General features: G+C 55.1%; 21 protein-coding genes. 14 read left to right on the plus strand and 7 right to left on the minus strand.

Annotated elements, in window-relative coordinates; genetic code table 11:
* Positions 1 to 191 precede the first annotated feature (191 nt).
* Entirely contained in the window at positions 192 to 1,583 is a 1,392-nt protein-coding gene (locus tag KSS91_RS14160) for an FAD-dependent oxidoreductase (protein ID WP_217835106.1), read from the minus strand.
* A gap of 46 nt (positions 1,584 to 1,629) precedes the next feature.
* Positions 1,630 to 1,980: a RidA family protein gene (locus KSS91_RS14165; RefSeq protein WP_217835107.1), complete on the minus strand. Its 351-nt coding sequence runs from the start codon at positions 1,978 to 1,980 to the stop codon at positions 1,630 to 1,632.
* Positions 1,981 to 2,102: 122 nt separating this feature from the next.
* Between KSS91_RS14165 and KSS91_RS14170 the strand changes: the two genes are divergently transcribed.
* Together KSS91_RS14170 and KSS91_RS14175 are read left to right on the plus strand one after the other, a co-directional pair.
* Positions 2,103 to 2,978, plus strand: a complete 876-nt coding sequence (locus KSS91_RS14170) for a LysR substrate-binding domain-containing protein (RefSeq protein ID WP_217835108.1) — start codon at positions 2,103 to 2,105, stop codon at positions 2,976 to 2,978.
* A 193-nt stretch (positions 2,979 to 3,171) separates the two neighbouring features.
* Positions 3,172 to 5,073 carry a potassium transporter Kup gene (locus KSS91_RS14175; RefSeq protein ID WP_015095085.1) on the plus strand — a complete coding sequence of 634 codons (1,902 nt, stop codon included), beginning with the start codon at positions 3,172 to 3,174 and terminating at the stop codon, positions 5,071 to 5,073.
* A gap of 99 nt (positions 5,074 to 5,172) precedes the next feature.
* On the opposite strand, the gene KSS91_RS14180 is transcribed toward KSS91_RS14175, so the two are convergent.
* From KSS91_RS14180 to KSS91_RS14195, 4 genes are all read right to left on the minus strand, one after another.
* Positions 5,173 to 7,389, minus strand: coding sequence for a DUF3604 domain-containing protein (locus tag KSS91_RS14180; protein WP_217835109.1), 2,217 nt, complete (start codon positions 7,387 to 7,389; stop codon positions 5,173 to 5,175).
* A 39-nt stretch (positions 7,390 to 7,428) separates the two neighbouring features.
* The gene (locus tag KSS91_RS14185; RefSeq protein WP_217835110.1) at positions 7,429 to 8,427 is read right to left on the minus strand and encodes a HupE/UreJ family protein; all 999 of its coding nucleotides are present in this window, start codon (positions 8,425 to 8,427) and stop codon (positions 7,429 to 7,431) included.
* On the minus strand, positions 8,427 to 9,335 hold the full coding sequence (locus KSS91_RS14190) for a peptidyl-prolyl cis-trans isomerase (RefSeq protein ID WP_217835111.1): 909 nt from the start codon (positions 9,333 to 9,335) through the stop codon (positions 8,427 to 8,429). The genes KSS91_RS14185 and KSS91_RS14190 overlap by 1 nt, the downstream gene beginning before the upstream one ends.
* Before the next feature lie 291 nt (positions 9,336 to 9,626).
* Complete coding sequence (locus KSS91_RS14195) at positions 9,627 to 10,232, minus strand: class I SAM-dependent DNA methyltransferase (RefSeq protein ID WP_217835112.1); 606 nt, start codon at positions 10,230 to 10,232, stop codon at positions 9,627 to 9,629.
* A gap of 464 nt (positions 10,233 to 10,696) precedes the next feature.
* Here KSS91_RS14195 and KSS91_RS14200 point away from each other — a divergent pair, with 464 nt between their 5' ends.
* Genes KSS91_RS14200 through KSS91_RS14215 form a run of 4 tightly spaced genes read left to right on the plus strand, consistent with a single transcriptional unit; the run spans position 10,697 to position 15,813 of the window.
* Entirely contained in the window at positions 10,697 to 11,299 is a 603-nt protein-coding gene (locus KSS91_RS14200; RefSeq protein WP_217835113.1) for a hypothetical protein, read from the plus strand.
* On the plus strand, positions 11,296 to 13,290 hold the full coding sequence (locus KSS91_RS14205; RefSeq protein ID WP_217835114.1) for a hypothetical protein: 1,995 nt from the start codon (positions 11,296 to 11,298) through the stop codon (positions 13,288 to 13,290). Before KSS91_RS14200 ends, KSS91_RS14205 begins: the two co-directional genes overlap by 4 nt.
* A 10-nt stretch (positions 13,291 to 13,300) precedes the next feature.
* Positions 13,301 to 14,293, plus strand: coding sequence for an AAA family ATPase (locus KSS91_RS14210; protein ID WP_217835115.1), 993 nt, complete (start codon positions 13,301 to 13,303; stop codon positions 14,291 to 14,293).
* Positions 14,290 to 15,813: a hypothetical protein gene (locus KSS91_RS14215; RefSeq protein ID WP_217835116.1), complete on the plus strand. Its 1,524-nt coding sequence runs from the start codon at positions 14,290 to 14,292 to the stop codon at positions 15,811 to 15,813. The genes KSS91_RS14210 and KSS91_RS14215 overlap by 4 nt, the downstream gene beginning before the upstream one ends.
* A gap of 421 nt (positions 15,814 to 16,234) precedes the next feature.
* On the opposite strand, the gene KSS91_RS14220 is transcribed toward KSS91_RS14215, so the two are convergent.
* Positions 16,235 to 16,693 (minus strand): helix-turn-helix domain-containing protein, encoded by a 459-nt coding sequence (locus KSS91_RS14220; RefSeq protein WP_217835117.1) that lies wholly within the window; start codon positions 16,691 to 16,693, stop codon positions 16,235 to 16,237.
* A gap of 327 nt (positions 16,694 to 17,020) precedes the next feature.
* Here KSS91_RS14220 and KSS91_RS14225 point away from each other — a divergent pair, with 327 nt between their 5' ends.
* The 8 genes from KSS91_RS14225 (at position 17,021) to KSS91_RS14260 (ending at position 25,972) form a co-directional block, all read left to right on the plus strand.
* On the plus strand, positions 17,021 to 17,524 hold the full coding sequence (locus tag KSS91_RS14225; protein WP_217835118.1) for a hypothetical protein: 504 nt from the start codon (positions 17,021 to 17,023) through the stop codon (positions 17,522 to 17,524).
* A 3-nt stretch (positions 17,525 to 17,527) separates the two neighbouring features.
* On the plus strand, positions 17,528 to 18,256 hold the full coding sequence (locus KSS91_RS14230; protein ID WP_217835119.1) for a metallophosphoesterase: 729 nt from the start codon (positions 17,528 to 17,530) through the stop codon (positions 18,254 to 18,256).
* A gap of 113 nt (positions 18,257 to 18,369) precedes the next feature.
* The gene (locus tag KSS91_RS14235; protein WP_217835120.1) at positions 18,370 to 18,774 is read left to right on the plus strand and encodes a DUF6957 family protein; all 405 of its coding nucleotides are present in this window, start codon (positions 18,370 to 18,372) and stop codon (positions 18,772 to 18,774) included.
* Positions 18,775 to 18,823: 49 nt separating this feature from the next.
* A complete protein-coding gene (locus tag KSS91_RS14240) occupies positions 18,824 to 19,180 on the plus strand; it encodes a hypothetical protein (protein ID WP_217835121.1) in 357 nt (118 codons plus the stop codon).
* A 207-nt stretch (positions 19,181 to 19,387) separates the two neighbouring features.
* Positions 19,388 to 19,531, plus strand: a complete 144-nt coding sequence (locus tag KSS91_RS14245) for a hypothetical protein (RefSeq protein ID WP_217835122.1) — start codon at positions 19,388 to 19,390, stop codon at positions 19,529 to 19,531.
* Positions 19,532 to 21,070: 1,539 nt separating this feature from the next.
* Positions 21,071 to 21,688: a TetR/AcrR family transcriptional regulator gene (locus tag KSS91_RS14250; protein ID WP_217835123.1), complete on the plus strand. Its 618-nt coding sequence runs from the start codon at positions 21,071 to 21,073 to the stop codon at positions 21,686 to 21,688.
* A gap of 82 nt (positions 21,689 to 21,770) precedes the next feature.
* A complete protein-coding gene (locus tag KSS91_RS14255; protein WP_217835124.1) occupies positions 21,771 to 22,889 on the plus strand; it encodes an efflux RND transporter periplasmic adaptor subunit in 1,119 nt (372 codons plus the stop codon).
* Positions 22,886 to 25,972: an efflux RND transporter permease subunit gene (locus KSS91_RS14260; protein ID WP_217835125.1), complete on the plus strand. Its 3,087-nt coding sequence runs from the start codon at positions 22,886 to 22,888 to the stop codon at positions 25,970 to 25,972. The genes KSS91_RS14255 and KSS91_RS14260 overlap by 4 nt, the downstream gene beginning before the upstream one ends.
* Positions 25,973 to 26,290: the final 318 nt, after the last annotated feature.

Genomic DNA, 26,290 nt, shown 5'->3' on the forward strand with positions numbered 1-26,290 from the left:
AAGAAATAACTGAAATCGATTTATCACATGTCACAAACAAGCTGAGCTTATAAGTGGAAATGCACTTGGCCGGAGCACGCGCCGTACGCTGCACGCATGAATTGACAGGAAGTGGATTAGCCCCGCGCGGTGCATGACCGCGCGGGGTTTTCTGTGGGTCAGCGTGAAATTTCGCCTGGAGGGCGAGGCGGCTATCCCTTGTCCGCCTTGCCGGCGGCCGCCGCGAATTTCGCCAGCCGCACGTCAAGCCGACGGGGAGGCCGGTTGTGGTCTTCAGCATGCTCCTTGCGGCGAATGGCGTTACGCACCATCAATGAACCCAGGTAGCGCACCGGCTCTGGCGGGAAATGCCCAAGTGGACCTTGCACCAGCGGCGAGCGCGTCCAGGGGTTGTCCCCCCCGAGCACCAGCGACGACAGGATCTGCCCACCCATGTGGCACGGACCCACGCCGCTGCCGGAATAGCCGAAGCCATAGAAGACGTTGCCGCTCGCGCCCATGCGGCCAAAGAAAGGCAGGCCGGTGACCGAGCGATCGGAAGGGCCGTTCCAGGTGGCGGCGATACCGACGTCGGCAAAATCCGGGAAGAACTCCGTCAGCGTGTTGCGCAACAGCCCTGCGTAGGGTGATGGCTGGTCGAACACTGGCAAGATGCGACCGCCGTAGGCAAAGGTGTTGCCCCCTTTGCCGAGCATGATCCGGCCGTCCGGGGTGTTGTGGTAGTAGTGCACGAAAATCCGCGAGTCGAGCACGGTGACCCCGCTGGTCAGGCCGATCCGCTCGAGCAAGTCAGGTCGCGGCTCGGTGATGATCATGTCGCTGGAGACAATGGCCACCGAACGCGAGAACTGTGGAAAGGCACGGGCCATCCAGGCGTTCATCGCCAACACGACCCGGTCGCAGGTCACTTTGCCGTTCGGTGTATTGACGCTGGCGGGCATGCCTTCTTCCAGACCGGTCATCGGCGTGCCCTCGAAAATCCGTACGCCCAGTTCCAGTGCTACCCGGCGCAGCCCGCGGACCAGCTTGCCCGGCTGCACACTGGCAGCCGCCGGCGAGAACCAGCCCTCGATGTGCCGGGCCGAGCCGGCCATGCGTTGCACGTCAGGTAGCGCACATTTGGCGAAAGAGTTGATGCCATGGCGCTCCAGTGCCGCGATCACCCCGTCGGTCGAGCCGACCTGGGCGCGGTTGGTCGCCGTGTAGAGCGTGCCGTCGAGACGGTAATCGGCATCTACCGCGTACTTTTCGCAGAAGGTGCCGATGGCGTAGATGCTCTGCTCCGATTCCTTGACCAGGCGTATCGCCTCCTTGACGCCGAACAAGCGCTCGAGGGTGAAGTACTTGGCCGACCATGACAGCGCGCAGCCGCCATTGCGCCCACTGGCACCGGCACCGCAGATGTCGGCTTCGACGATCACCACGTCCAGCTCGGGATTCTGTTCCTTGAGCATGATGGCGGTCCACAGACCGGTATAGCCACCGCCGACGATGCAGACGTCGGCGCGGGTGTTCTGTTGCAGCGCAGGGCAGGGCGCAGCGGGTTGATTTTTCAGGGCCTGGTCCAGCCAGTAGGGGCGCATGGGGTCATCTCCGTTGGATCGGTTCGAGGCAGGGTTGAGGGCGCAATCAGCCGCACGCGGCGACTACGATCATTTCCACGCGCCAACCGGGGTCGATCAGCTGCGCCAGGGTGCAAGCGCGTGTGGGGGCATGGCCTTCAGGGAAAAACTCGTCCCAGACCCGGTTCAGCCCTTCATAGTCTTCGCGATGGGCGAGCAGGATGCGCACCGAAAGCACCCGCTCGCGGCAGCTGCCGGCACTGAGCAAAAGCTGCTCGATAGAGGCCAACACCTCGCGGGTCTGCGCCTGGATATCACCCTGCAGGTCCGTGGCAACCTGGCCACCGATATAGAGATGGTTGTAGTACCGGACCATGTCCGAACGGCGTTTTGTCACAGCGAAACGTTCAATTTCCATAGGGCATTCCTGGAGGGATACGAGGGCGGCACTTGTGAGAATCATGCTTGCAGTTCATTTTTTATAAATAAAATCGATTTATCGTATGAACGAATAAGTTGAACCTATAGCAAGGTGTGCCGATGACGATTTCCCATACCCAACTCAAGGCGTTTCACGCCGTCGCCATGAATGGCAGCTTCACCCGGGCGGCCGAGCAACTGTGCCTGTCGCAACCTGCGGTATCCGACCAGGTGCGCAAACTCGAGGATTATTACGGGGTGATGGTGTTCTACCGCGACAAGCGCCTGGTGCGCCTGACTGAGGTGGGTGAGCGGCTGTTCGGCCTGACCCAGCGCCTGTTCGATATCAGTGTCGATGCCCACGACATGCTGACGGACTATCGCACCCTGTCGACCGGAACCCTGAACCTTGCCGTGGATGCACCGGTGCACGTCCTGCCCTATGTCTCACGCTTCTGCAGCCGTTACCCCGGTATCGATGTGAAGATCGAAACCGCCAATACCGATGAGGTCCTGCAGCGGTTGTTCAGCCACCAGGCCGACATCGCTCTGCTGGGGCGCAACATCGAAGACGACCGCTTGATGTCGCTGCATCTGCGCAGCGATCCCATGCTCGCTTTCGTCGCCCAGGACCACCCCTGGGCACAACGCGAGTCCATCTGCCTGGCCGACCTGCACGACACGCCCATGGTCTTGCGCGAACAGGGCTCGGTCACGCGCTTATCCCTGGAGGAGGAGATGGCTGCGGCGGGTTTGCACATCCGCAAGGCCATCGAAGTGGAGGGGCGTGAAGCCGCGCGCGAGGCGGTGGCGATCGGCATGGGCGTCGGGGTCGTCTCGGCCGCCGAACTGGGCTCGGATTCACGGGTTCGCGGCTTGCCGATCGTTGACTGTCAGCGGCATTTCACCGAGACATTGGTGTGCCTGCGCGCACAGAGCTCGCGGCGTATTCTGACGACCTTCCTCGACATGGTTCGAGAAGGCCTGGACGGGTGAGGTTTATCAGAACGTTTGGAGGCTGCCGTATAAATTTTTACGCTTTCTTTACGGTAGGCGGTTTTGCCCCCAACGATACTGGCCGCGATTTTTTAGTCCATCCATGCGTCCGCCTGCATTTCCAATGACGCTGGCCCCGTATTGCCCAAGGATGGCGAGAACTTCCTCCCCCGCAATTTGAGAGAAGCGACCCTTGAGTGAAAATGTAATCAGCGCGCAAACAGATTCCCAATCCAAAACGTCTGGCGCGGGCTTGCTCGTCGCCGCCGTTGGTGTGGTTTACGGGGACATCGGCACCAGCCCCCTCTACACGCTCAAAGAAGTCTTTTCCGGCCACTACGGGGTTCAGGTCAATCACGACGGGGTGCTTGGCATTCTGTCGTTGATCTTCTGGTCGCTGATCTGGGTGGTCTCGATCAAGTACGTGTTGTTCATCCTGCGAGCCGACAATCAGGGCGAAGGCGGCATCATGGCGTTGACGGCGTTAGCCCGCCGCGCGGCAGCACCTTATCCGCACATGAGCAAGGTACTGGTACTGCTCGGCCTGTTTGGCGCGGCACTTTTTTACGGGGACAGCATGATTACCCCGGCTATTTCGGTGCTCTCTGCGGTTGAAGGACTACAGCTGGCGTTTGACGGGATCGAGCACTGGGTTGTGCCCTTGTCAGTGATCGTGCTGGTGGCGCTGTTCTTGATACAAAAACATGGCACGGCTCGAATCGGCATCCTGTTTGGTCCGGTCATGGTGCTGTGGTTTGTGGTGTTGGGCGCGCTTGGCATCTACGGGATTTTGCAGCGCCCGGAAGTGTTGCAAGCTCTCAACCCTGTCTGGGCAGTGCAGTTCTTCGTGGTTCATCCGGGCATCGGTGTGGCGATTCTGGGGGCTGTCGTGTTGGCATTGACCGGTGCTGAAGCACTGTATGCCGACATGGGGCACTTTGGTCGAAAGCCGATTTCCCGTGCCTGGTTCATGCTCGTACTGCCCGGTTTGGCACTCAATTACTTCGGCCAGGGCGCGTTGATCCTGGGAAACCCGGAGGCTGTGCGTAACCCGTTCTATTTGCTGGCGCCAGATTGGGCACTGCTGCCGATGGTCGCGCTCTCCACCCTGGCCACCATCATCGCTTCACAAGCGGTGATTTCCGGTGCTTTCTCCCTGACTCGCCAGGCCATTCAATTGGGTTATATCCCGCGCATGTTTATCCAGCACACCTCCAGTCAGGAGCAGGGGCAGATTTACATCGGCACGGTTAACTGGGCACTGATGGTCGGTGTTGTCCTGCTGGTCATCGGTTTCGAGTCGTCCAGCGCATTGGCCGCAGCCTATGGCGTCGCGGTGACCGGAACCATGCTGATCACAACGATCCTGTCTTCGGCAGTCGTCCTGCTCCTATGGAAAACCCCGCGCTGGCTGGCCATTCCCATGCTGCTCGGCTTCTTGCTCGTAGACAGTCTGTATTTCGCGGCCAATGCGCCGAAGATTTTCCAGGGCGGTGCGTTCCCGGTGATCGCCGGCATTGGTCTGTTCATTTTGATGACGACCTGGAAGCGCGGCAGAAAGATTATCGTCGAGCGGCTGGATGAATCGGCGCTGCCTCTACCGCTGTTCATCAGCAGCATCCGTACGCAACCACCCCATCGTGTACAAGGCACGGCGGTGTTCCTGACGGCCAGGACCGATGCTGTTCCTCATGCGCTGCTGCACAACCTGCTGCATAACCAGGTTTTGCATGAGCAAGTGGTATTGCTGACAGTAGTGTCTGAAGACAGCCCTCGCGTGAGTGCTGATCGGCGGTTCGAGGTTGAGGCCTATGGTGAAGGGTTCTTCCGGGTCAGTCTGCACTTTGGTTTTATCGAGGAGCCCGATGTGCCCTTGGCGTTGAGTCTCTGTCACTTGACCGAACTGGACTTCAGTCCGATGCGCACGACCTATTTCCTCAGCCGGGAAACGGTGATCCCGACCAAGCGCATCGGTATGGCCCGTTGGCGAGAAAGCCTGTTCGCATTTTTGCTGAAAAATGCCAATAGCAATCTAAAGTACTTCAAGTTGCCATTGAATCGGGTAATAGAATTGGGCACACAGGTTGAGATGTAAAGAGTCATCGGCTGGCTTTTTGGGCCTGCGGTAATGCCTATCCTTTCGCGTTAATTTGCCAGCACCGATGGATGCAGAACATCGGTGCTGGCCTCGGCGCTACTTGACCGCTTCAACCTCATAATTCACATAGCCGAATTCGTTGCTGCGAGCCGCCACGTACTTGCCGTTCTGCTCGAACACCGTGGCCTCGAAGGGCGTGCCGCCGAGTGTTGTCAGCAGGTGCCCGTCCTTGATTTCATACTTGGCCGGTACGCCGAACTGCCCGCCATGCAGCATGTTCAGGTATTCCCCCTCGGCGGGCGCCTTGCCATCGACGCTGGCGACCAGGCGTTGGCCGTCGGTGCCATAGACGATTTCGAATGTCTGGCCGGTGACGGTATTGCGCACCTTGATGGTTTTGCCCACCACGAAGGTTTGCAACTGCTCGTTAGTGAGCGCTTTGGCGCCTTCGGTTTTCAGTTGGTCAATGGTTTTGCCGCCAGCGACAGTCTTGCTGTCCTCGGCTGTCGGCGTGTACCAGATCGGTGAGGTCCACGCGCGCTCCTGGACGGTGGGCGAGACGTCGGCCGGTGGCGGTACTTGCAGCTTGGCTGCGTCATAGGTGCTCCAGCGCGGGGTCGGGATCTGTAGCGCGCGGGCGTAGTAGAACGCGTGCTGGGCCGGATCGAAGTCCGGATCGACCCAGACTTTTTTCAGCTCCGTGGCACCGATGGTATTGGTGTAGGTCGCCTTGGAAACATCGACGGTCGAGCCCACCGCAGGGACTTTGCCGGTGACCGGATCCGGTTGGCGATCACCGGCCCAGGCGACGTCGTAGATCTTCTCGAAGGTCTGGCCGTTTTTGGTCCAGCCCTTGATGATCTGGATTCGGTCGAGGTTGCCATCGTCGGCATCCTTGACTGCCCATACGACGAAGGACGGTGCCTGCTTACCCGGTTTTGCCGGCAAGTCGCCGCCCATGGGAACGCCCTTGGCGTAGGCGGCATGCACCCAGTCTTTTTCGTTCCACAGACTGCTGTCGAAGCCCCAGCCGCCAAACATGCGCACGGGGATGCGCACGCCGCTGGTGCCGTAGACCTCTTTACGCTTCATGGCATCGAAGATCGATTCACGGGTGTTTTCTTCCGCCCAGACGCCGGCCAGGCCGGAGGTGCTGGTTTGCAAAGCGACCATGCCCGAGTTGTCTTTGCCAGAGAGGCGCGCGGCCGGGGTGCTGTCGGTAAATCCGTGGGAGCCGAAGTTGTTGCTCTGCAAATAGGGAATCACACCGTTGTGCGAGTCGCTGGCACCGACTACGCCCATTTTATAGGGGTTGTACCCACGGGTTTCCTGCATGGCCATGCCATTTTGCCAAGCCTGCCTGATGTAGCTGCCATTGATTTTCGACGTACTGTTGTCGATGCCAAGCAGGAAACTCATGATTTCATAATTGGCAAATTCATCGGTTGGCGACAGTTCGGGGTGGGTTTCGGAAGTGCCCTTGACCTGGTGAATTTCGGTGAGGGATTCATTGCGCATCCGCGCTTGCGCCCAGGCGGCATCAATGGGCCGGCCACGGTCATCGACGTCCACCGGAAACATCAGGCCGTTGCTGAGGTTGGCATTGTGGGAGATCGCCAGTATTTCATTGCCCTTTTTCCGTTGATCGTCCATCCAGCTCCACAAGTCCTCGGGTTTGTTCGAGTCGAGTGCTGTGAAGGGCAGGTCCGGCACCTTCTTCGAGTCACGGAAAAACACGTTGCGGTGCATGTTCTGATTGTTCGGTGCCGAGGTCCATTCATAGGCGACGAAGGTGGTGAACTTGCCGGGCTTGTAGTACTTGTCGGCGATGGCGATGTTCTGCTGCCAGATGTTGCCGGCCACCTTCGGATCAATCAGTTCCTTGATGGGATTGTTCAAGCTGCCGGCGATCCATTTGAACACCCGGTTGAAATCTTCCGGAGTCTTGACCATCAGTTTTTGCGCGATGGGCAGTTTGCTGAAGTCTGACTTCGGATCGTTGGCCAGGGCGATCACGCCGACGTATTCCGAGTGATCGGTGACGCCATGGAAATCCAGCGGTCGGCCTTTGAGCTGCACTTCAAACCCCATCGGGTGCTTGACCGGCATGCCAAGCGAGTATTGGTAGGCTTGCTCGGGATCGACCTGGTGGTTGCCGATCAGGTAGGCATCGATCGACCAGGAGCTGTGCGAGTGCGTCTGGCCAAAGTAAACCTCGCGGTCCGGATTGCCCTCTGCCATTGCCAATGAGCTGACAGTGAGCACGGCGCAACCGAGCAGTGACGGCGCGGTGAAGTGTGTAGGGGTTTTCATATTCCACGTCTCCGGAATACGGCAGTGACAGGGTGAAGTTCAGGCCCAGAAACTCGAGACTCGTTCGAAAAACCAGAAGGCCGCCAGTGTTCCCAACCCGTAGGCCGCAATCGGTCGGGCATACAGGCGCGCGGACCGTGGCAGCCGACATCGCAGCAACAGCGCTCGCAGGCACAGCACGGCGGCGACGAACATCAACTGGCCGATTTCGACGCCGACATTGAAAGTGAACAGCGCCAGCGGCAGGTCGCGCTGGGGCAAGCCGATTTGCGCCAGCGCACCGGCAAAACCAAAACCGTGCAACAGGCCAAAACAGAACGCCACCACCCATGGCCATTGGATTGTGAAGCTGACGTCGCCACGGTTCTTGCGGGTGATTTCCACCGCCAGCAACAGGATGCTCAGGGCAATCGTCGCTTCCACAGGCGGGCCGGCAAGCCGCACCGCCCCCAATGCTGCGAGTGCCAGGGTGATGGAGTGGGCGAGGGTAAACGCGGTGATGGTCTTCACCAGCATCCAGCCATTACCCACCAGCAGCAGGAGACCGAAGACGAACAGCAAGTGATCGAAGCCCCCCAGGATGTGCTGGATGCCATGGACCAGAAACGCACCGGCCACCGAGAACATTCCCGGCGTGGCAGCGATTTCCATCCAGGGTTGCGCGGGGTGGACGAGGGTGGTGGTCAGGCTGCCGTCCAGGCGCGAGACACGCACTAGCACATCGGTGATGCTCGCTTGCAGGCCGACAAACTCGATGCGCTGCCCGACCAGCCCGGCGGGACCAGCTTCAATGACCCGGCGTTCGATCAGCGAATCGTTCAGTTGGCTTTCCACCGGGTCAACGACAGTGCGCACACCTTCGGCAAACCGCAGCGCAATCGGCAATCGCATGCCTGACAGCACCGGCGTGCGCCACAGTACGTCATAGCGCCCGGCAGCCGTTTCGTTGAGTTCCAGATAAGCGGGGCGCGACTCATGGGCCATGGCGCTCAGCCCCATGCACCCGAGCAGTAACAGCAGCCAGACCCTGCGCCTCATCACGGCCGCTCCGTCTGGATAGCGGCAACGTCAGCGGCGGCAGCAGGCATCATCACCACGACTTCATAGCGTGCTTTGAGCGCATCGAAATTCGCCCGTTTCGATTCGCTGCGTTGCTCGGACAACCAATCGGACTTGACCTGCTGGGCCACGGTTTCGAAAGGCGGTGCCGGTGGCTTGGCCAGCGTGTCGATCCACACCAGATGCCAGCCAAAACCTGACTCCACAGGGCCCACCCAACTACCCGGCGTTTGTTGGAACAACGAAAGGGCGAACTTAGAACCAAAGACCCGCGCCACTTGATCCTGTGATTGCTCTGTGTAGGCGCTTTCAAACACGAAGGCATCGCCTTCGCCGCTGTTCCTGTCAGTCAGCCCTCTTAGCGCGGCTTGAGCCTGGGCCTGCGCATCCGCACCGCGTTTGTCCAGGGCGAAAAACACATGATGGAAGGTCGCCAGAGGGGGCGGGGCATATTGGTCCTGATGCCGGTTGTACCAAGCCTCCAGTACACCCGGGGCCGGTTCGCGAAGTGAAGCGACATCTTCGGCGAGGAAATCCATTTTTTGCGCCAGTCGGCGGCGAATGATGGTGTCGTCTTTGTCCAGGCCAAGTTTCAGTGCTTCGCGATAGAGGATTTCCTCTTTCACATAGTCATCAATCAGGGCCTGCAACTGTTGCTCCGAGGCGGGGCGTTGCCAACGTGCCAGCCAGGAAATCGCAAGCCGCTGAACAACTTCAGGGGTAATTTCGATGCGTTGCGGATCTTGATTGACCGTTGAAGGGTGCAAACCTCCGTACAGTACGAAGAGTGCAAAACCGGCAACTAAGAAGTGCAGTAACGGCTGGCGCAGGCATCGCTTGATTAACGAAAGTCGAGATTCTTTCGCTTCGCAGACGCTCAAGTTCATGACTTATTGCCCCACGCTATACTCGAATGGTTTTCGAAACAGAGTGGAGTATTGCTGCTGGGCCGGAACTTTCCACTGAGGTTAATCACGATAAGCACTAAGCATTAGTCGTAATCGGAGTAATCCATTTTTACGCTATGGAGGGAGAGGGCGGTTGGAAGGAGCGTGGTCACGCTGGTCGAATACGATCGAACTTCGCCTGAACATAACTCAACTAAATGGTTGTTTAGTCGAGTTATATGAATTACTTATATGAGCGAGCAGGGCAAAGGGACGTTTCTATCCAAAAATCTAACCGAAAACAGCCAACCAGATCGTATGTCCACCACAAGCCGGATCTTCCGTTGTTTGCTCAACGACGCTAAAACCATGGGCATCGAGCAGCGCAACATATTCATCGTGGTCCAGGCTGGCATGATAAAGCGTTTCACCCTCGAAGCTGCCCAACGCAACGCCATGGGCCGTTCCGCTGGTAAACATCAGCGCAGCACCAGGTTGGGCATGGGCCTGGAAAATCGGGAACATTCGACGCTGATCCTCAGGCGTCAGGTGAAAGAAACTGTCCCACGCCAGAATGCCAGCGAAGCGCTGTTCAAGCGCCAATTGGCGCATGTCGGCAACATGCCAATCGTGCTGGGCAAAACGTTGCCGACACAAGGCGATCATCGCCATGGACGAATCAATGCCAGTCACAGTGTGTCCCGCGCCGATCAAGTAACCAGCCATGGGTTCGGCACAGCCACAGCCGATATCGAGGACATGACCAGCCGCAACCGGCATGGCCTGGCGAAAACGATCCAGCCAGGATTGTTCGACCAGACGCCGCGAGCGAACACGATCCCATGTTTGAGCGTGACGTTCGTAGAGATCGATGATCTGATGGGCTGCTTCATGCATGAGGGACATTCAGTACTCAGAAGAAACGATGACCCTATCCCCATAGCGCCCAGTTGCAAGCCTAATCAAGAAGTTAACAAAATCCACTCCGCGATTGCTCAGTCGATATGGTCAAAGTCCCTTCTAATATTGGGAAGTGATTCCGTACCCATAGCATCACTAAGAAGTAATTGTATCCATAGTGAATCACTAACTAATAAAATTCACATAATAATGCAGATTACAAGGCGGTTGGCACATAAAATCATTGAGACCACCTAACCTTTATATCTTACCGATCTTTGTATGCTGATTGAAGTTTCCAATAAGTCCTAGAAGGCGCCGTCTGTCGTAGTAAAATTTTGGGAAGCGATTTCGAACCTCTGCAACCAGCGAGATCCAGTCCCATGGCGACAATGAAAGGTCACCGCCGAAAACAGCTAACGGCTATTAGGAAGACGAGCGGTCACAATCGAAGTCTCTGGATGACCTATAGCCCGAAAATGAATGCTGATCTCATCATCTTGGGCGACCTGGAAATCATCCATTGGGCTACTGAGCTTGAGACCAGCTCAAGCGTGCTGGCCTACAGGTTCGATGAGGATGTTGATATCAGCTTGAATGCGGATGACACCGATGATTTTACGAAGCTCAGAGGGATATGGGTTGAGCGCCGGGATGGCTCGGTCGCGCTCCATCAGATAGACGCCGAGGAGAAGCTCGACCCAGACCTCAAATCAATGCCCATTCGTTATCGACTCACTGATCAGGTCGTTCACCACGCTCAGCTCGTTTCGATTACGTTCGCCCACCTCGCATTAGTCGCCTATCAATTGGGCTTCTGGCTGAAAGTGATTGCTATGGCATCGCAGGTGAGGAGTTACGAACTTGACCATGAAACTGAGCTGGTGGGCACCCAAGTTCAGTTGATGAAGGAGGGGACGATCCGGTCTCTCCTTGATGACGTGGATATCTCAGATCAAGCCATCGCGCTGGGTGTTATCTGCAGATTGATCATTGCTGGATCTGTGATGGTTGAGGTTGGCAAAAACGGCTTTGGTTACAACACAGTCTGGCGCGCACTATGAGCAGGCGCTCTCGCTCGCAAATCATCGAGCTTATCCAGGCCACGATGCCTTGGGAAGAAGTCTCTGTGCAATCTTTGGAGCCGAATTGTGCCTACATCTACCGGCACAGGAAACAGGCGCTTGAGATGTACATGATTGGAAGTACGATCGAATCCATCAAGCATGCCACCAACATAGATGGCAGCTACTTAAAGAAAATGATAAAGCGCTGCCTGTTGTTAGCACCTGATCGATCTGTTTATGGTTACCGCGCACTCTTGCCTCATATTGCAATAAAATCCTACAGGCGTACGAAGGAAGTTGATGCGTCCCTGTGGCAATCGGGCGCTGGGCTCTCTGGCGTTCTAGGGGCGACTTTCACGCTTTACCCAAAACTTGAGTCGAAACTTCAAGATCTTATCTTGAAGAGGAAGCCCAAAGGAAAAAATAAAAAAGTGCAGTTCGAAATGCGGCCCAAAGATCTTCACGTGGCCTTTATAAATATTCTAAACGACAACGGGCACCCGACAGCGAAGTGGCCATTTAACACAAAGCATCGCGGCATTAGAACCCTGACGGCCTATGTGAGCAAAGTGCGAGATCAAAATTTTGAGCGGGCTGTTCATATTACTGGTGATCGTGGTGCGATAGCGCATATACCTGTCGGTACAGGGCATTCCTCACTGACCAAGTCAAGGGGCTTGATGGAGATTATTGAGATTGATTCGTATACAGTCGATGCATTATTCATCTTGATACTTCAACATGAATATGGGATTGAAACCTATCATAATTTGAAAAAGTTGCACCTCCTTGCAGCAGTCGAGTCACTGACTTCTGCAGTGCTTTGGTTTTATGTCGTTCATGGTGACGACGTGACTGCTGAAGATGTCGTGGCACTATTACGCCAAATGCTTAGCGCTAAGCTCCCAAGACCCGAGTTTACAATCAAGGATTTGGATATAAACCCGGGTGCGGGGTTTCCCGCAGAGGTCATTCCTGAGATGACGCAGGTAGAGCCGTCGATCATTCGACTTGATAATGCGTTAGCACACCTAAGTGATAAGATCAGTACGCTCCGAATGCAAACTGGATGCATAAATGAATATGGTGTGCCTGGCCGCCCGGAAAGACGACCGAACATCGAACATAAATTTAAGCTTCTGGCTGCGGATTTGATTCAACGCTTTCCAAATACTACGGGTGCAGGCCCTGATAAAGGCAGAGCCATTGATCCCGAACGAGCTGCTAATCAGTTCCGGGTCACCAGTGATGAACTCGATCAATTGGTCTACGCGTATCTCGCTAACCTGAATGCGGAGCCGACCGAGGGCCTGCGGAATTTGTCCCCACTTGAAGCGGTCGCACAGTTGGTAAGGAACGATCATTATATACCGAGGCGGCCACCACTTGATATGCGTCAATCATTGGGCGTTGTCAGCGTAAAGAGCACGCGGACAGTCAAAGGTGGAGTCAAAGATGGTCATCGACCTTATATTAACTTTAAGCGAGCCAGATATACCTCGACCAGATTGATGGATAGTTCCGATCTCGTTGGGGGAAAAATAATCATTGAAGTCAACGAGTCGGACATTCGAGTCGTACAAGGGTTTCTAGAAAATGGCGCTCCTATAGGGCCTCTCACGGTACAGGGGGACTGGGCTGAGCTCCCTCATAGCCTTAGAACCCGTGACAAGATCAACTCACTGATGTTTCGGAAGGTCATATTTCGTACGAGTGGTGTTAGCATTATTGCGACCTACAAGCGACATCTGGAAGCAAATCTGGAAGCAGCTGCGGCGAGTAACAATCAAGATCGAAGGTCGGCATCGGAGCTTGATAGGCTGAGAACTGAGCAATCTCGTAGCGCTTCCGAGGTTGCGAATAATGCTCAACATGTAGCGCTGCAACAGCCAGCCCCCCCTCTGACTCCGCAGGCTCCTATACCGGAGCGCGAGTTTCTTGTTCCACCTAGCAGCTTAGACCTCATCGAATTGGTCAAAAAGCTCTAAGAGGGGCCTTATGAACACTTATGACCCGTACGACGCCGAGCAGCAAGAGACGCTCCTGTGGAACCACCCGTTAGTGACAAAGAACTATGTCGCACTCACTCCTAGCATGCCGCAGGTGCTCGGGATAGTCATGGACTGTGTAATGCTTCATAAGACCTGCCTGGTCTTTAAGGCTTTCCCCCGGATGGGGAAAACTACGGCATGTAATTTCGTGATCAGCGCATTGAATAGTCATCCTGCATTCAAGGACAGATTTCTGACGCACGTCTCCGCGGATACAAACGGTGATCGGAAACGTCGGGAAAATATCGTTAAGAATTTGGCCAGGTCATTGGGTTTCCGACTGCCTAAGAGAATAGATATCGGGGTATTGCGAGTAGATGTACTGAATGATATAGAAAGCACCCTGCGAAACAGGGGGGGAAGGCACTGGGTTCTATTCTTAGATGAGTTGCAAACGCTTACGATAGAGGATTTTGAGCAGCTACAGTATATCCAAAATCAACTAGCCGTGGCTAATATTGACACAACGCTCATTGGCTTTAGCCAAACACAAATTAGCTATGCCATTAAATTACTTAAAGAGCAGAAACGTGCGGAGTTGACTGCCCGGTTTCTTAGCGAAGTATGGGATCTTCCGTATTGCACAGACCATGCCTGGATGACTGGAACTATGAAAGGGTACGATGAGGATTTTACTTATCCCGCCGGAAGCGGTTGCACCTACACACAGTTTTTTCTTCCGCAAGCATATGCCGCTGGCTTTCGGCTTGCCAGCAAGGCCTCAGACATTTATCAGGTAATGTCTGAGGCTGTGAAAATATATAATCTTCCTCTGCTTCCCACCGCATTCGTATTTGAGGTGTTCAGGCTTATTTTGATTCGCTCAATGAAGCGAGACGCCCCTGAGTTTACTGTGACTCAAAAAATTATAGAATCTGCTACGTTAGAGTCGGGGCTGAGCAGCTATGCAGATATTCTGAAACAGAGCGGCGTGTTATGAAATCGTCGAATCCAGTGCATCTAATCTTTCTTAGGCCTCCGTTCAAATACACTTCCTCCTGGCTAATATTTCTCCATGTGATGAAATGGAACCACTCTCGCGCTTTTCATGAGATTCGCGAACTTTTGGAGGTTGGTGGCTCCGAACCCGAGGAGTTCGATCGTTGGTGGGACGGTGCTCAAGTTCCTCATTCAAGAGTGGAGGACGCATGTGGACTCATGCGCAACGAGCTTAAATATTCGTTTTTAGATGGCTGGTTTCCCTTGCCCGGATATTGGGAGTGTGGAACCCTAGAAATGAGGCCTCGACCCAGAATCCGACACTGCCCTCAATGCATCAAGATGGGATATCATTCGGTAGTATTCTACTTCGAACACATTACGCATTTTCCTTGGCATCATGAAGCCCTTGAAGACTGCCAGCAATGCTCGGATGTGTTATCAAAGAAATGGCGCGGAAAGGAAGGGATCGCAGCTGCTTCAGAGAGATGCAAGCATTTGGGAATTATCCTTGATGTTTTATCGTCAGAAGAGACGCCTAAAGATTTTCAAGTCGAAGTAATCGCTTGGTGTGACGGGCTCAAAGATTGGATCAAGCGTGGATTGCGTTTGGTAGGGCAGGACATCTATGAGGTAGTGGCGGCAGAGCCGTCTAAACTGCAAGATAAAGAAGTCTTTTTCAAATTCCTAGCAGATCGTGCATCGCCTGGATATTTTGCATCTAACGCTGAAGTGCCAGCTTCAATGCTGAAAATTCCTCTTTCAAAGCTCGCCTGGGAAATAAGATTTTATCACATCCTCAGTTCTCTTAGCGAAGAATGTGCCATGTGGCATGAAGCCATACGGAAAGCGGAGCCACACGCTGATATCGAAGATTCTGTATCAACCACCAAGTCTATTCGTAGGTATATATATCGTCGCTATATACGCCTGCATAGAAAATGTTTTGCGCGCCTTGTTCGTACGGCTTCGGGAAACTGGTATGCTTTCAATCTTGATACCATATGCCCCTGCGTGATGGCTTACTTGATTGTCTTTTCTCGGCGCTGGGGTGTCTCGCCCTGGGATATGCTGCATATAAAAATAAGCCATTTGCATTCGTACGTTATGAGATCTGATTTGCACGGGGAAACCCTACAGTGCGAGAGTGAGCTAGGGATGTATAGGTTGATTGGCAACTTTTACAAGATGTGGAGCATACTCCGCCACTTTCGGGAGATAGATTGTCGCACGCTTGTGCTGAATTACAGGCATGACGGCAGTCTGCTTAGCTTTGTAGTTCCGATGATTTACGAAACCGCACGCCGGTACCGAGACTATATCTACTGGGATGCGATCTTGTTCATGGAAGATCCAGAGTTTGTGCTCGCAGGCAGCATCCCAGACTGCGCTATTCGTCGCAGGTATCCGCTGCAGGTGAGGCTTGATCGCTATTACTACTCGGCGCTGAAAAACAACCAGAACATCCTCTGTGCCCTGCACAACTTTGGATCAAGCAGTAATCGCCGTCTCGATCTTTAGCGGGGAGTTACTCCTTCTGATCGGAAAATCTCCAGCTCGACATGGGCTCGTTCCAAAGCCGCTTCGGGGAGCTCACCTTTGCGCAAAGAAATGCTGATGGCTAGAAGGGCCACAGGGTCAAGCTTCGGGGGCGTGGATAGCTCGAAATTTATCAACGGTGATGTTGAATTTTCCACGTTCGAGCGCACTGATATTCGTGGGCGCGGTGACAGGCGCCAAGTCTTCGCATGCCAGCCCGCGCACCGAGCGGACTACCCGGATCGTTGCGGCACTCTAACCCACGCATGTATTCGTAGACATACCCGTATTTTTAGCATCGCCCTACATCCCAGAGACAATTCGCGTTTTTTGTCCGCTACTGGTTTCAACACAGCGGATCTTGCCAGCGATGACTTGAGCCCAGGTGAGTAGCTGGAATCAATCAAACCCAGAATCTCTGGACAGAAGACTTTGAAATACCTAGGGCTTCGGCGACTTCCTTTCTTGATTTACCTTCCTCTTTGAGACGCTTAACAGCGAGTCTCTTGCTGTCAGCGATTTCGCGAGCCTTAGCTTTTGATACGAGGCTGGAGCTTAGCTGCTCCTCGCGTATTTCCTCATCTAGGCCGATCGAGCGGAGATGACGAAGCTCCTCCTTCAGCTTGCCTATGACATCCAGAGAGTCCTGTTCACTCTCGATAGACTCGCACAACACCATAAGCGCCAGGGGCGTGATCTCAAGGCTCTTTGAAAGCTCCAGTAGCTTGCCTAGCGATATATTTTTCGGCGTGCCTGCCTCTAGGGCAAAGGCGTAGCTCCTACTAGAGGGGAGTCGTTCCTGAGTGAGCTCTCTTGTTTTTCGTAGCGCGCGAAGCACCACCGCGAGACTCTGAGCCAGCATGACGACTTGTCCTCAAAACGGAGGATAAGGCCAGCAAATTATTGACCCGGCTACTCTGTACATCGAGCTTGTGGGTCTGGTATCGTGATCACCTTCTTGTTTAATGCATACTTTCAAAAAGGATGCAACAAAAAACATTAGGCATAAATTGACACCTGGCGAGTGGACGCAAAAAGCCGGCAAGGACTCATTCCTTTTTGTCCGAAGCCACATTCCCGGGCTCGTCGAATGCAGAAAAAGCGCCGCAGAGCGTGTTATGGCGGGTGGTGTCACTCACGCTCTAAGAGCTCTCAAAACCAAAATATTGATGTCACGGATATAACCATCATGTTTATTTCAGATGAAACTTGTCTTGTCGGCCTACCGGGATTTGCCGGGCTTGGCCGCACGGCTTGGCGGATGGTCGAGCGAAACTCGGAAGATTTTTGGTATCACGTTCGCTTTCGCATTTGTGAAGAAGCAGGGGTTCGGTTCAAAAAGTTGATGCCAACAGACCCCTCTATGTTGGCCCACCTAATCTCTCAGCGGAGCCGAGAGCACACGATTGAGGCGGTTCAGGTTGTGACTCCCGCTTGCATTAATGGGGGCTCTTTAGACCGGATGGAAAAGTTGATAAGTGTGATCGTTGGCTATGACGGAAACGGTGAGTGCGTACTGCTTCATAAAGTCGATAGCGGAGCAATCTACAGCAGCTCGCCCGGCGTGATCGACGCAGGCTTGCTCAGCAATATTCGAACGATCTACGACGCCATGACTGCCGCCGGGAAGCATTTCCATTGCACCAACTATCAGACCCCGAATCGCTCTGCCACTACAACGGCAGCAGGTTAATCCATGAAGATCCAAATCTATTCAGATCTGCACCTCGGGTTCGCTCGGTTCGATCCCGTCCCAAGCGACGCGGACGTAGTCATTCTCGCCGGCGACATTGATATCAAATCACGCGGCGTGAAATGGGCGAGCGAGGTGTTCGGGCGCCCCGTGATCTATGTGTGTGGCAATCACGAGTTTTACGGCGGCCACACCGAGCGCACTCTCCGCAAAATGAAAGAGGCGGCAGCGCCTCATGTCCACGTCCTCGAAAACGAAACCTTGATCCTGAACCAAACTAGGTATTTGGCCACTACAGCGTGGACAGATTACTCGTCGACCGGAGATGTCGTTGCCGCGAAACGCGCCGCTTGGGAATGGATGAGCGACTATACCGTCATCAGAACAGATGAGAGTTACCGTCGCCTCCGTCCCGATGACTTGATCGCTAAATCTAAAGCAGCTTATGCCTGGCTAACACAAGAGTTGGAAAAGCCATTTGAAGGCAAAACAGTCGTCGTTACGCACCATGCACCGGCGTTGGATCACGTGGGTGACGAGCATCCTGAAAGCCTGATTGCAGCCTATGCCAACGACTGGCCAGAGCTCTTGGGTAAGGCGGATCTTTGGGTCTACGGGCATACCCACGTCGCAGCCGATTTCCTCAAGAATGGTTGCCGTGTGGTTTCCAATCCACGCGGGTATCCAAATCAAAAAACAGGTTTCGATCCGGATTTTTTGATCGAGATATGAGTGATCCAGACTAATGACGAGTTCTTGTCACAGCGTAATGTTCATGCGTAGGGCGCGGCGGGGGACACGGCTACCCGTGCGCTTTGAACCTTAAAGCCAATGAGAAAATTGATATGGTCACGCTGGATGAAATCGCTCAGCTACTCTACGGAACCGACGGGGAGACTTCGGGTTGGACTGGCTCCCAAGAGGACATGATTTCCTTAGCGGGAAAGGTGTTCCCCGGCAAAGCGTTCTGCCTAGTGAAGCAATGGATCTTGGTCGACCTCACCGTGACGCCTGATGAAAAGGAAAAACTTACGAACCTCGGTCTGCTTCCCATGACGCTGTTCGCTCACGAGATAGTCGTGGACAGCAGAGGGCGCTTTCAGCCAGGCATGTGGGTGCGCAGTAATTTTGGAGTATCTTTCATTTACGACTGCATGTTTGAAACCAAGAATACCGTCTACCTTCTATGGGGCCCAGGCCAACGAAAATCGGCCACTGTGGGTGCCGCGTTTTCGATGTCGCCCGCGTGAGCGGTGAACACCGCAAACACATATTGAGTCATTTTGGAGATTTGGCCGGATGCTTGATGCAATCGAAGTAGAGCTATACGGTAAGGATGTGAGTGACTTTCAGCTGAGTCGCTTGGTGCGAGCGAGCCATCGAAAATACAGTGTGCCCATTACTGCTTTCATCAGTGATGCTTTCATCGCTGAGGATACATGCGTGGGCATTTCGTTCGGTCACTCTGCCCGCGACGATGCTTACCGTAATGCGGATGGCACTATCCTTCGAACAGGAAAAATACATTCTGCACGGAAAGAAGGGCGTTTCTGGCTACTTGAAACGCGAGATGGCTATTACGTCATCGGTAGCTTTATGCGCGATTTTGGACGGCGAAGTTTTCTTGAGATGCTTCAGTCAGGTGAGCGTTGCTGAGGGGCAAATTCGGCAACGCTCCAATGTGGCGATTGTGAGATCACTGCAAGCAGGTACTGTCGCACCATGCATATGAGATCTCGGCCATGTTCAATAAGTAGGCTACGTTCTGTATCCGTAGTGATCCAGCAACCTCTGTAGAAACTCACGTCGCCGCTGAACAATGCTCAGGATTAAATAATCCCGGTCGGAGTCTCTCGTCGATAAATGACCGGCATCGACCAAGCCATGGATGTAGCCCTCAGCTTTGCCCCTGGCTTCGAGCAACGCTTCGATGGAAGTGCTTTTGTAGATGTCGCCAGCTATGAGCTGCCACCGCTGCTTTTGACGGCGCCCAGCAGGGTCATCTGAAAATTTTGGTGCGTTGATCAGTGCATCGAAATCGTTAGGTGCGCTGGTGGTTCTCAAGATGGGTTCTCACGACGTTGGCATCTGAGAGGAGGCTATCATGCGTACACTATATGGCCGGATGCTAACTGGAATATTACTAAAGCCCCTTTCTGATTGAACTCAGCCCTACCCGAACGGCCTAGCCGCTGACGCGGAGGAGCGACTGCAGCAATGCCAACGACACAGCGAAAAGCGGTCAGGGCTCAACCCTCACGAACTCATGGCCAACCTGCAAATTGTGCTCTCGGTGAACAAATTATCTATTGCTGCGCCAGGTCAGGGAATTTTGAAGAAGCAACCCTCACACAGGTGCAGTTCGTAGAACTCTCCGTTATGGGCAGTGCCATTACCCCAGTGTGTAGAGTTCCGAACTGATGCCGGCCAGTACCCAAGCAGGCGGCGCAACGGCATACATCGCACAAGACGTCAGTAGCGGTCTCGACTTCGACCATTACCATGTTTGCTTGGCGGAACGGCCAGCAGGGCCGGGAGATGAAACCGCCGATATTCGCTGCCGCGAGCCGATCCGGCCCGTGACATGGGGTGGGAGATGAACCCCCCGATATTCATCAAAGGCCCGTGTTTGCTGTGCGGAACGGCCAGCGGAGCCGGGAGATGAAACCGCTTATGTTCGCTGCCGCGAATCGATCCGACCCTCGCCAGGGGGTGGGAGATGAACCCCCCGATATTCGCCAAAGGCCGGTGTTTGCTGGGCGGAATGGCCAGCACGGCCGGGAGATGAACCGGTCGATATTCGCTGCCGCGAGCCGATCCGGCCCGTGACATGGGGTGGGAGATGAAACCCCCGATAATCATCAAACGCCCGTGTTTGCTGGACGGAATGGCCAGCGGAGCCGGAGATGTAACCGCTTATATTTGCTGCCGTGAGCCGATCCGACCCGTGACATGGCGTGGGAGATGAAACCCCCCGATAATCTTCAAACGCCCGTGCTTGCTGGGCGGAACGGCCAGCGGAGCCCGGAGATGAAACCGCTTATATTTGCTGCCGCGAGCCGATCTTGCCCTTGCCTGGGGGCGGGAGATGAAACAGCCGATATTCGCTTCAGCCAGCCGATCCGGCCCGCGCCACTGGGTGAGAGATGAAACCCTCGATATTTGTCTGAGCCCAGATGCTACGTACCGCATTAGCCAGGAATTCAACTCGCACGGCTAGCCGCTTACGCGAAGAGGCGACTGCATTGCTGCCCCGGCAGCACAACGAAAAGCGGGCGGGATCCGGCTCTGATGGCCACGTCGCGCGGCCATGAGAACGTTGATCAACAGCTGCCGTACATCCTCACTGAGCGATGGTTTGGTGGAGCGCCACAGCTGCCCGTTGACTACAAAGTAGAGACCGTCAGGAGTAGTTGGATTCATCTCAGATGTTCTCATCCTGAATGAGCACCCCCCAAAGCCAAAGATATGGTCATCACGCTTGTAACCAAAAAGAAAATAAGTCACTAATTGTCAACTTCTATGGCAGACGGTGAGCGGTAAATCATGGGTCAAACAGTCAATAATTCAGCACCGGCTCGCGGCCCGGCCGACCACGATGTACGCACTCAGATCGTAGCCGCCGCCACCGAGCACTTCAGTCATTATGGCTACGAGAAGACGACCGTCTCCGATCTCGCTAGATCAATCGGCTTCTCCAAGGCTTACATCTACAAGTTTTTCGAATCCAAGCAGGCGATTGGAGAGATGATTTGTGCCAATTGCCTGAACCAAATCGAGGCCGAGGTGAGGGCAGCGGTCAATGAAACCGATCACCCACCGGAGAAGCTACGGCGGCTGTTCAAGGCGATAGTCGAGGCGAGCCTTCGCCTTTTCTCACAGGATCGCAAGCTCTACGAGATTGCCACTTCAGCAGCGTCCGAGCGCTGGGGGGTGACGATCGATTATGAGGAGCGCATCCGCGAATTGCTTCAAAACGTTCTGCAGGAAGGTCGCCAAAGCGGAGACTTCGAGCGCAAGACACCTTTAGATGAAACCGTCATGTCGATTTATCTGGTCATTCGGCCATACCTTAACCCGCTGCTCCTGCAGCATGGCTTCGATTACATCGATGAGGCGCCCAGTAAATTGTCCAGTCTGGTGCTACGCAGCCTTTCGTCGTAATTGTAATGTGATGGTGACTATTGACTAAATTAGTCACTGGATACAAGGTGGGCGTCCCGATCCTTTTTTGTATGGGACTCTCATGCGCCTGCGCCGCTTTGTATTACCTATTGTCATTTGCCTGTTTCCACTTGCGTTGGTCGCTTGCGGCGAAACAGCGCAAAACGATCCACGCACCAAATCGCCGTCGGTGCGTGTAGCGATCGCTCAAGCGGCAACACGAACGCCACGCACCTTCACCGGCATCGTAGCGGCTCGTGTTCAAAGTGACCTGGGCTTTCGAGTCTCCGGTAAAGTACTGGAACGCCTGGTTGATACGGGGCAAACCGTGAAGCGCGGCCAAACCCTCATGCGCATCGACCCGGTCGATTTGAAACTGGCCGCACATGCGCAACGCGAGGCAGTTGCAGTTGCGCAAGCGCGAGCGCGACAAACAGTTCAGGACGAAGCACGTTACCGTGTGCTGCGTGGAACGGGCGCGATATCAGCCTCGACCTACGACCAATTCAAGGCTGCGGCGGATTCTTCCGGGGCTCAGCTCAGCGCTGCTCAGGCTCAGGCGCAAGTGGCCTTTAACACCATCCAATATGCAGAACTGCGTGCGGATGCGGATGGCATCGTCATGGACACGCTGGTCGAACCAGGTCAGGTGGTGAATGCCGGACAGGTGGTGGTACGCGTAGCGCATGCTGGGCCGCGAGAAGCGCTGATCCAATTGCCGGAAACCCTGCGACCTACAATCGGCTCGATTGCACAGGCCTCGCTCTACGGCAAAGAAGGCCCCAGTGTGGCTGCGAAGTTGCGGCAGTTATCGGATGTTGCGGACAGCCTGACTAGAACGTTCGAAGCGCGCTACGTGCTGGACGGCGAGCAGGCAATTGCTCCTCTGGGCACCACCATCACATTGCAAATTTCAGATGAATTTTCTTCCACCCAGGCAGTAGGTGTGCAGGTACCAATAGGCGCTCTGTACGACTCCGGCGACGGCCCGGGAGTATGGCTCATAAGGGGAGAGCCGACGCAAGTTCACTGGCAGCCAGTTGTGGTTCAACAACTTAATGATGAACTCGCGCGAATCTCCGGTGAGTTAAAGCCAGGTCAGCAAATCGTCGCGCTCGGCGCCCACCTGCTGCGGGAAGGCCAGCAAGTTCGAGTGACGGGGCAAAGTAACGTCGCGACTACCGAAGGGGTTCGTCGATGAGTGAGCGTCGCTTCAACCTGTCGGCACTCGCGGTACGCGAGCGCTCCGTCACACTGTTCTTGGTGTGCCTGATCTCTCTGGCCGGGCTTGTAGCATTCTTCAAGCTGGGGAGGGCGGAAGATCCGGCGTTCACGGTGAAGGTGATGACTATCGTCACAGCCTGGCCCGGGGCAACGGCGCAGGAAATGCAGGATCAGGTGGCGGAAAAAATCGAAAAGCGCCTCCAGGAGCTGCGCTGGTACGACCGCAGCGAAACCTACACGCGCCCCGGCCTCGCCTTTACGACCCTGTTGCTGCTCGACAGCACGCCACCATCGCAGGTGGCCGAAGAGTTCTACCAGGCGCGCAAGAAGGTCAGTGACGAATCGAAGGAGCTACCGGCCGGTGTGATCGGGCCAATGGTTAACGACGAATACTCGGATGTCACGTTTGCCCTGTTCGCGCTCAAGGCCAGAGGGGAGCCGCAGCGTTTGCTGGTACGTGACGCGGAGAAACTGCGTCAGCGGTTGCTGCATGTAGCGGGGGTGAAGAAGGTCAATATTATCGGCGAGCAACCCGAGCGCATTTATGTCGAATTTTCGCATGAGCGTTTGGCGACGCTGGGCATAGGCCCGCAAGAAGTGTTCGCCGCGCTGAACGGCCAGAACGTTCTGACACCGGCCGGCTCCGTGGAAACTCAAGGGCCCCAAGTGTTCATTCGTCTGGATGGCGCGTTTGATGAAATGTCGAAAATCCGTGACACCCCTATCATCGCGCAAGGCGTTACGCTGAAGTTGTCGGACATCGCCACCGTCAAGCGTGGCTATGAAGACCCGGCAACCTTCATGATCCGCAATGGTGGTGAGCCGGCGCTGTTGCTGGGCATTGTCATGCGCGATGGTTGGAACGGTCTGGATCTGGGGAAGGCGCTGGACACCGAGGTAGAGGGGATCAACGCAGAGATGCCGCTGGGAATGAGCTTGACCAAGGTGACGGATCAAGCAGTCAACATCAGCTCAGCGGTTGATGAGTTCATGATCAAGTTCTTCGTCGCGTTATTGGTAGTGATGCTAGTGAGCTTTCTTAGCATGGGCTGGCGCGTCGGCGTGGTGGTCGCAGCGGCCGTGCCACTGACTTTGGCGATGGTCTTCGTGGTGATGGCAGCGACTGGCAAAAACTTTGACCGTATCACCCTGGGCTCGCTAATTTTGGCGCTGGGCCTGCTGGTGGATGATGCCATCATCGCCATCGAAATGATGGTTGTGAAAATGGGGGAGGGCTACAGCCGCATCGCCGCTTCTGCTTACGCCTGGAGCCATACTGCCGCTCCGATGTTATCAGGCACGCTGGTTACTGCTGTCGGTTTTACGCCCAATGGTTTCGCTCGCTCTACGGCAGGCGAATACACCAGCAATATGTTTTGGATCGTTGGTGTCGCTTTGATAGCCTCGTGGCTAGTGGCCGTGGTGTTTACACCCTACATTGGGGTTAAGCTGCTACCCGATATCAAACAGGTCGCAGGTGCTCATGACGCGATGTACGCTACGCCGCGATACAACCGCTTTCGCCTGTTACTGCAAAGGGTCATAGAGCATAAGTGGCTGGTCGCGAGTGCTGTAGTAAGTCTTTTCGTGGCGGCCATACTCGGAATGGGATTGGTCAAGAAGCAGTTTTTCCCAGTCTCCGACCGCCCTGAAGTGCTCTTGGAAGTTCAGATGCCTTACGGCACATCAATCACCCAAACCAGCGCCGCCATTGCAGAAGTGGAAGCCTGGCTGGCAGAGCAGAAAGAAGCCCGGATCGTTACAGCGTACATCGGTCAGGGCGCTCCACGTTTTTACATGGCGATGGGGCCGGAGCTACCTGATCCGTCATTCGCCAAGATCGTGATTCGTACGGACAACGAGCAAGAGCGCGAGGCGTTGAAGCATCGGTTGCGGGAGGCGATTTCCGAGGGCTTGGCTCCACAGGCACGGGTGCGAGTCACGCAACTTGTGTTCGGCCCATATTCGCCATTCCCGGTTGCATACCGGATTACTGGGCCAGATCCGGCTAAGTTGCGTGAGATTGCCGCTGAGGTGCAGCAAGTCATGGTTGCCAGTCCGATGATGCGCACAGTCAATAGCGACTGGGGGGCGCGCGCACCTGCTCTGCACTTCACCTTGCAGCAGGATCGCTTGCAAGCCTTTGGACTCACCTCCAGCGCGGTAGGGCAACAATTGCAATTCCTGTTGAGCGGCGTGCCGGTGACCGCCGTGCGAGAGGACATCCGCACGGTGCAAGTGGTGGCCCGCTCGGCAGGAGGCAATCGCTTCGATCCGGCAATGGTCATGAACTTCACGCTGGCTGGTGCAAACGGGCAACGCATCCCGCTGTCGCAACTCGGCGAGGTTGATGTCCGCATGGAAGAGCCGGTCATGCGCCGGCGCGACCGGGTGCCAACGATCACTGTGCGTGGCGATATCGCCGAAGGCCTGCAGCCGCCAGACGTATCAACGAGGATTTCCGAACAGTTAGAGCCTGTCATTGAGAAACTGCCGAAGGGCTATCGCATCGACCAAGCGGGTTCGATCGAGGAGTCCGGTAAAGCGACGGTAGCGATGTTGCCGCTTTTTCCAATTATGCTGGCAATCACCCTGATAATTCTCGTTCTGCAGGTTCGCTCGATATCTGCCATGGTCATGGTCTTCTTGACCAGTCCGTTAGGGCTGATCGGTGTAGTACCGATGCTGATTCTGTTTCAGCAGCCATTCGGCATTAACGCATTGGTTGGCCTTATTGCGCTGTCTGGCATCCTCATGCGCAATACGCTGATTTTAATTGGGCAGATTCATCACAACGAGCGGGCGGGACTTGCTCCGTTTCATGCAGTGGTCGAGGCGACCGTACAGCGTGCCCGGCCGGTGATCCTGACCGCACTGGCGGCGATTCTGGCCTTTATCCCGCTGACTCATTCGGTGTTCTGGGGAACGCTTGCCTACACGCTGATCGGAGGAACGTTGGCGGGTACGGTACTGACTCTGGTGTTCCTGCCGGCTATGTATTCCATTTGGTTCAGGATCAAGCCTGTCAGTAGCCGCGCCCTTATAGCGCAGCCCGCATAAACCGGAAGGTGCGGCGGGACGATCCCGCCGCACTGACTTTGACCCTATAACGAAACTCCTATGGTATCGGCGCGATCTCTTCGAGGTCTTGCTGATGGGTACCTGAAACCGGTTCAAATCTGTGCTGCCGTCGCTCCACTACAACGGGCCTCGCTCCCTGAGCGCCACTCCGCTCTTTGGACGTTCGCCCTGGCCAACTTCAGCCGCCCAAGATCGTTAGAGGCTTTCGCTGCCTCTACCTCACGACGCGCGGCCATGAGTACATCGAAGAGACGCTGCCGCGAATCTACATTCAGCGAGGGGTTGGTGCAACGCCAC

The sequence above is a fragment of the Pseudomonas azerbaijanorientalis genome (assembly GCF_019139795.1).
Lineage (GTDB): Bacteria > Pseudomonadota > Gammaproteobacteria > Pseudomonadales > Pseudomonadaceae > Aquipseudomonas > Aquipseudomonas laurylsulfatiphila.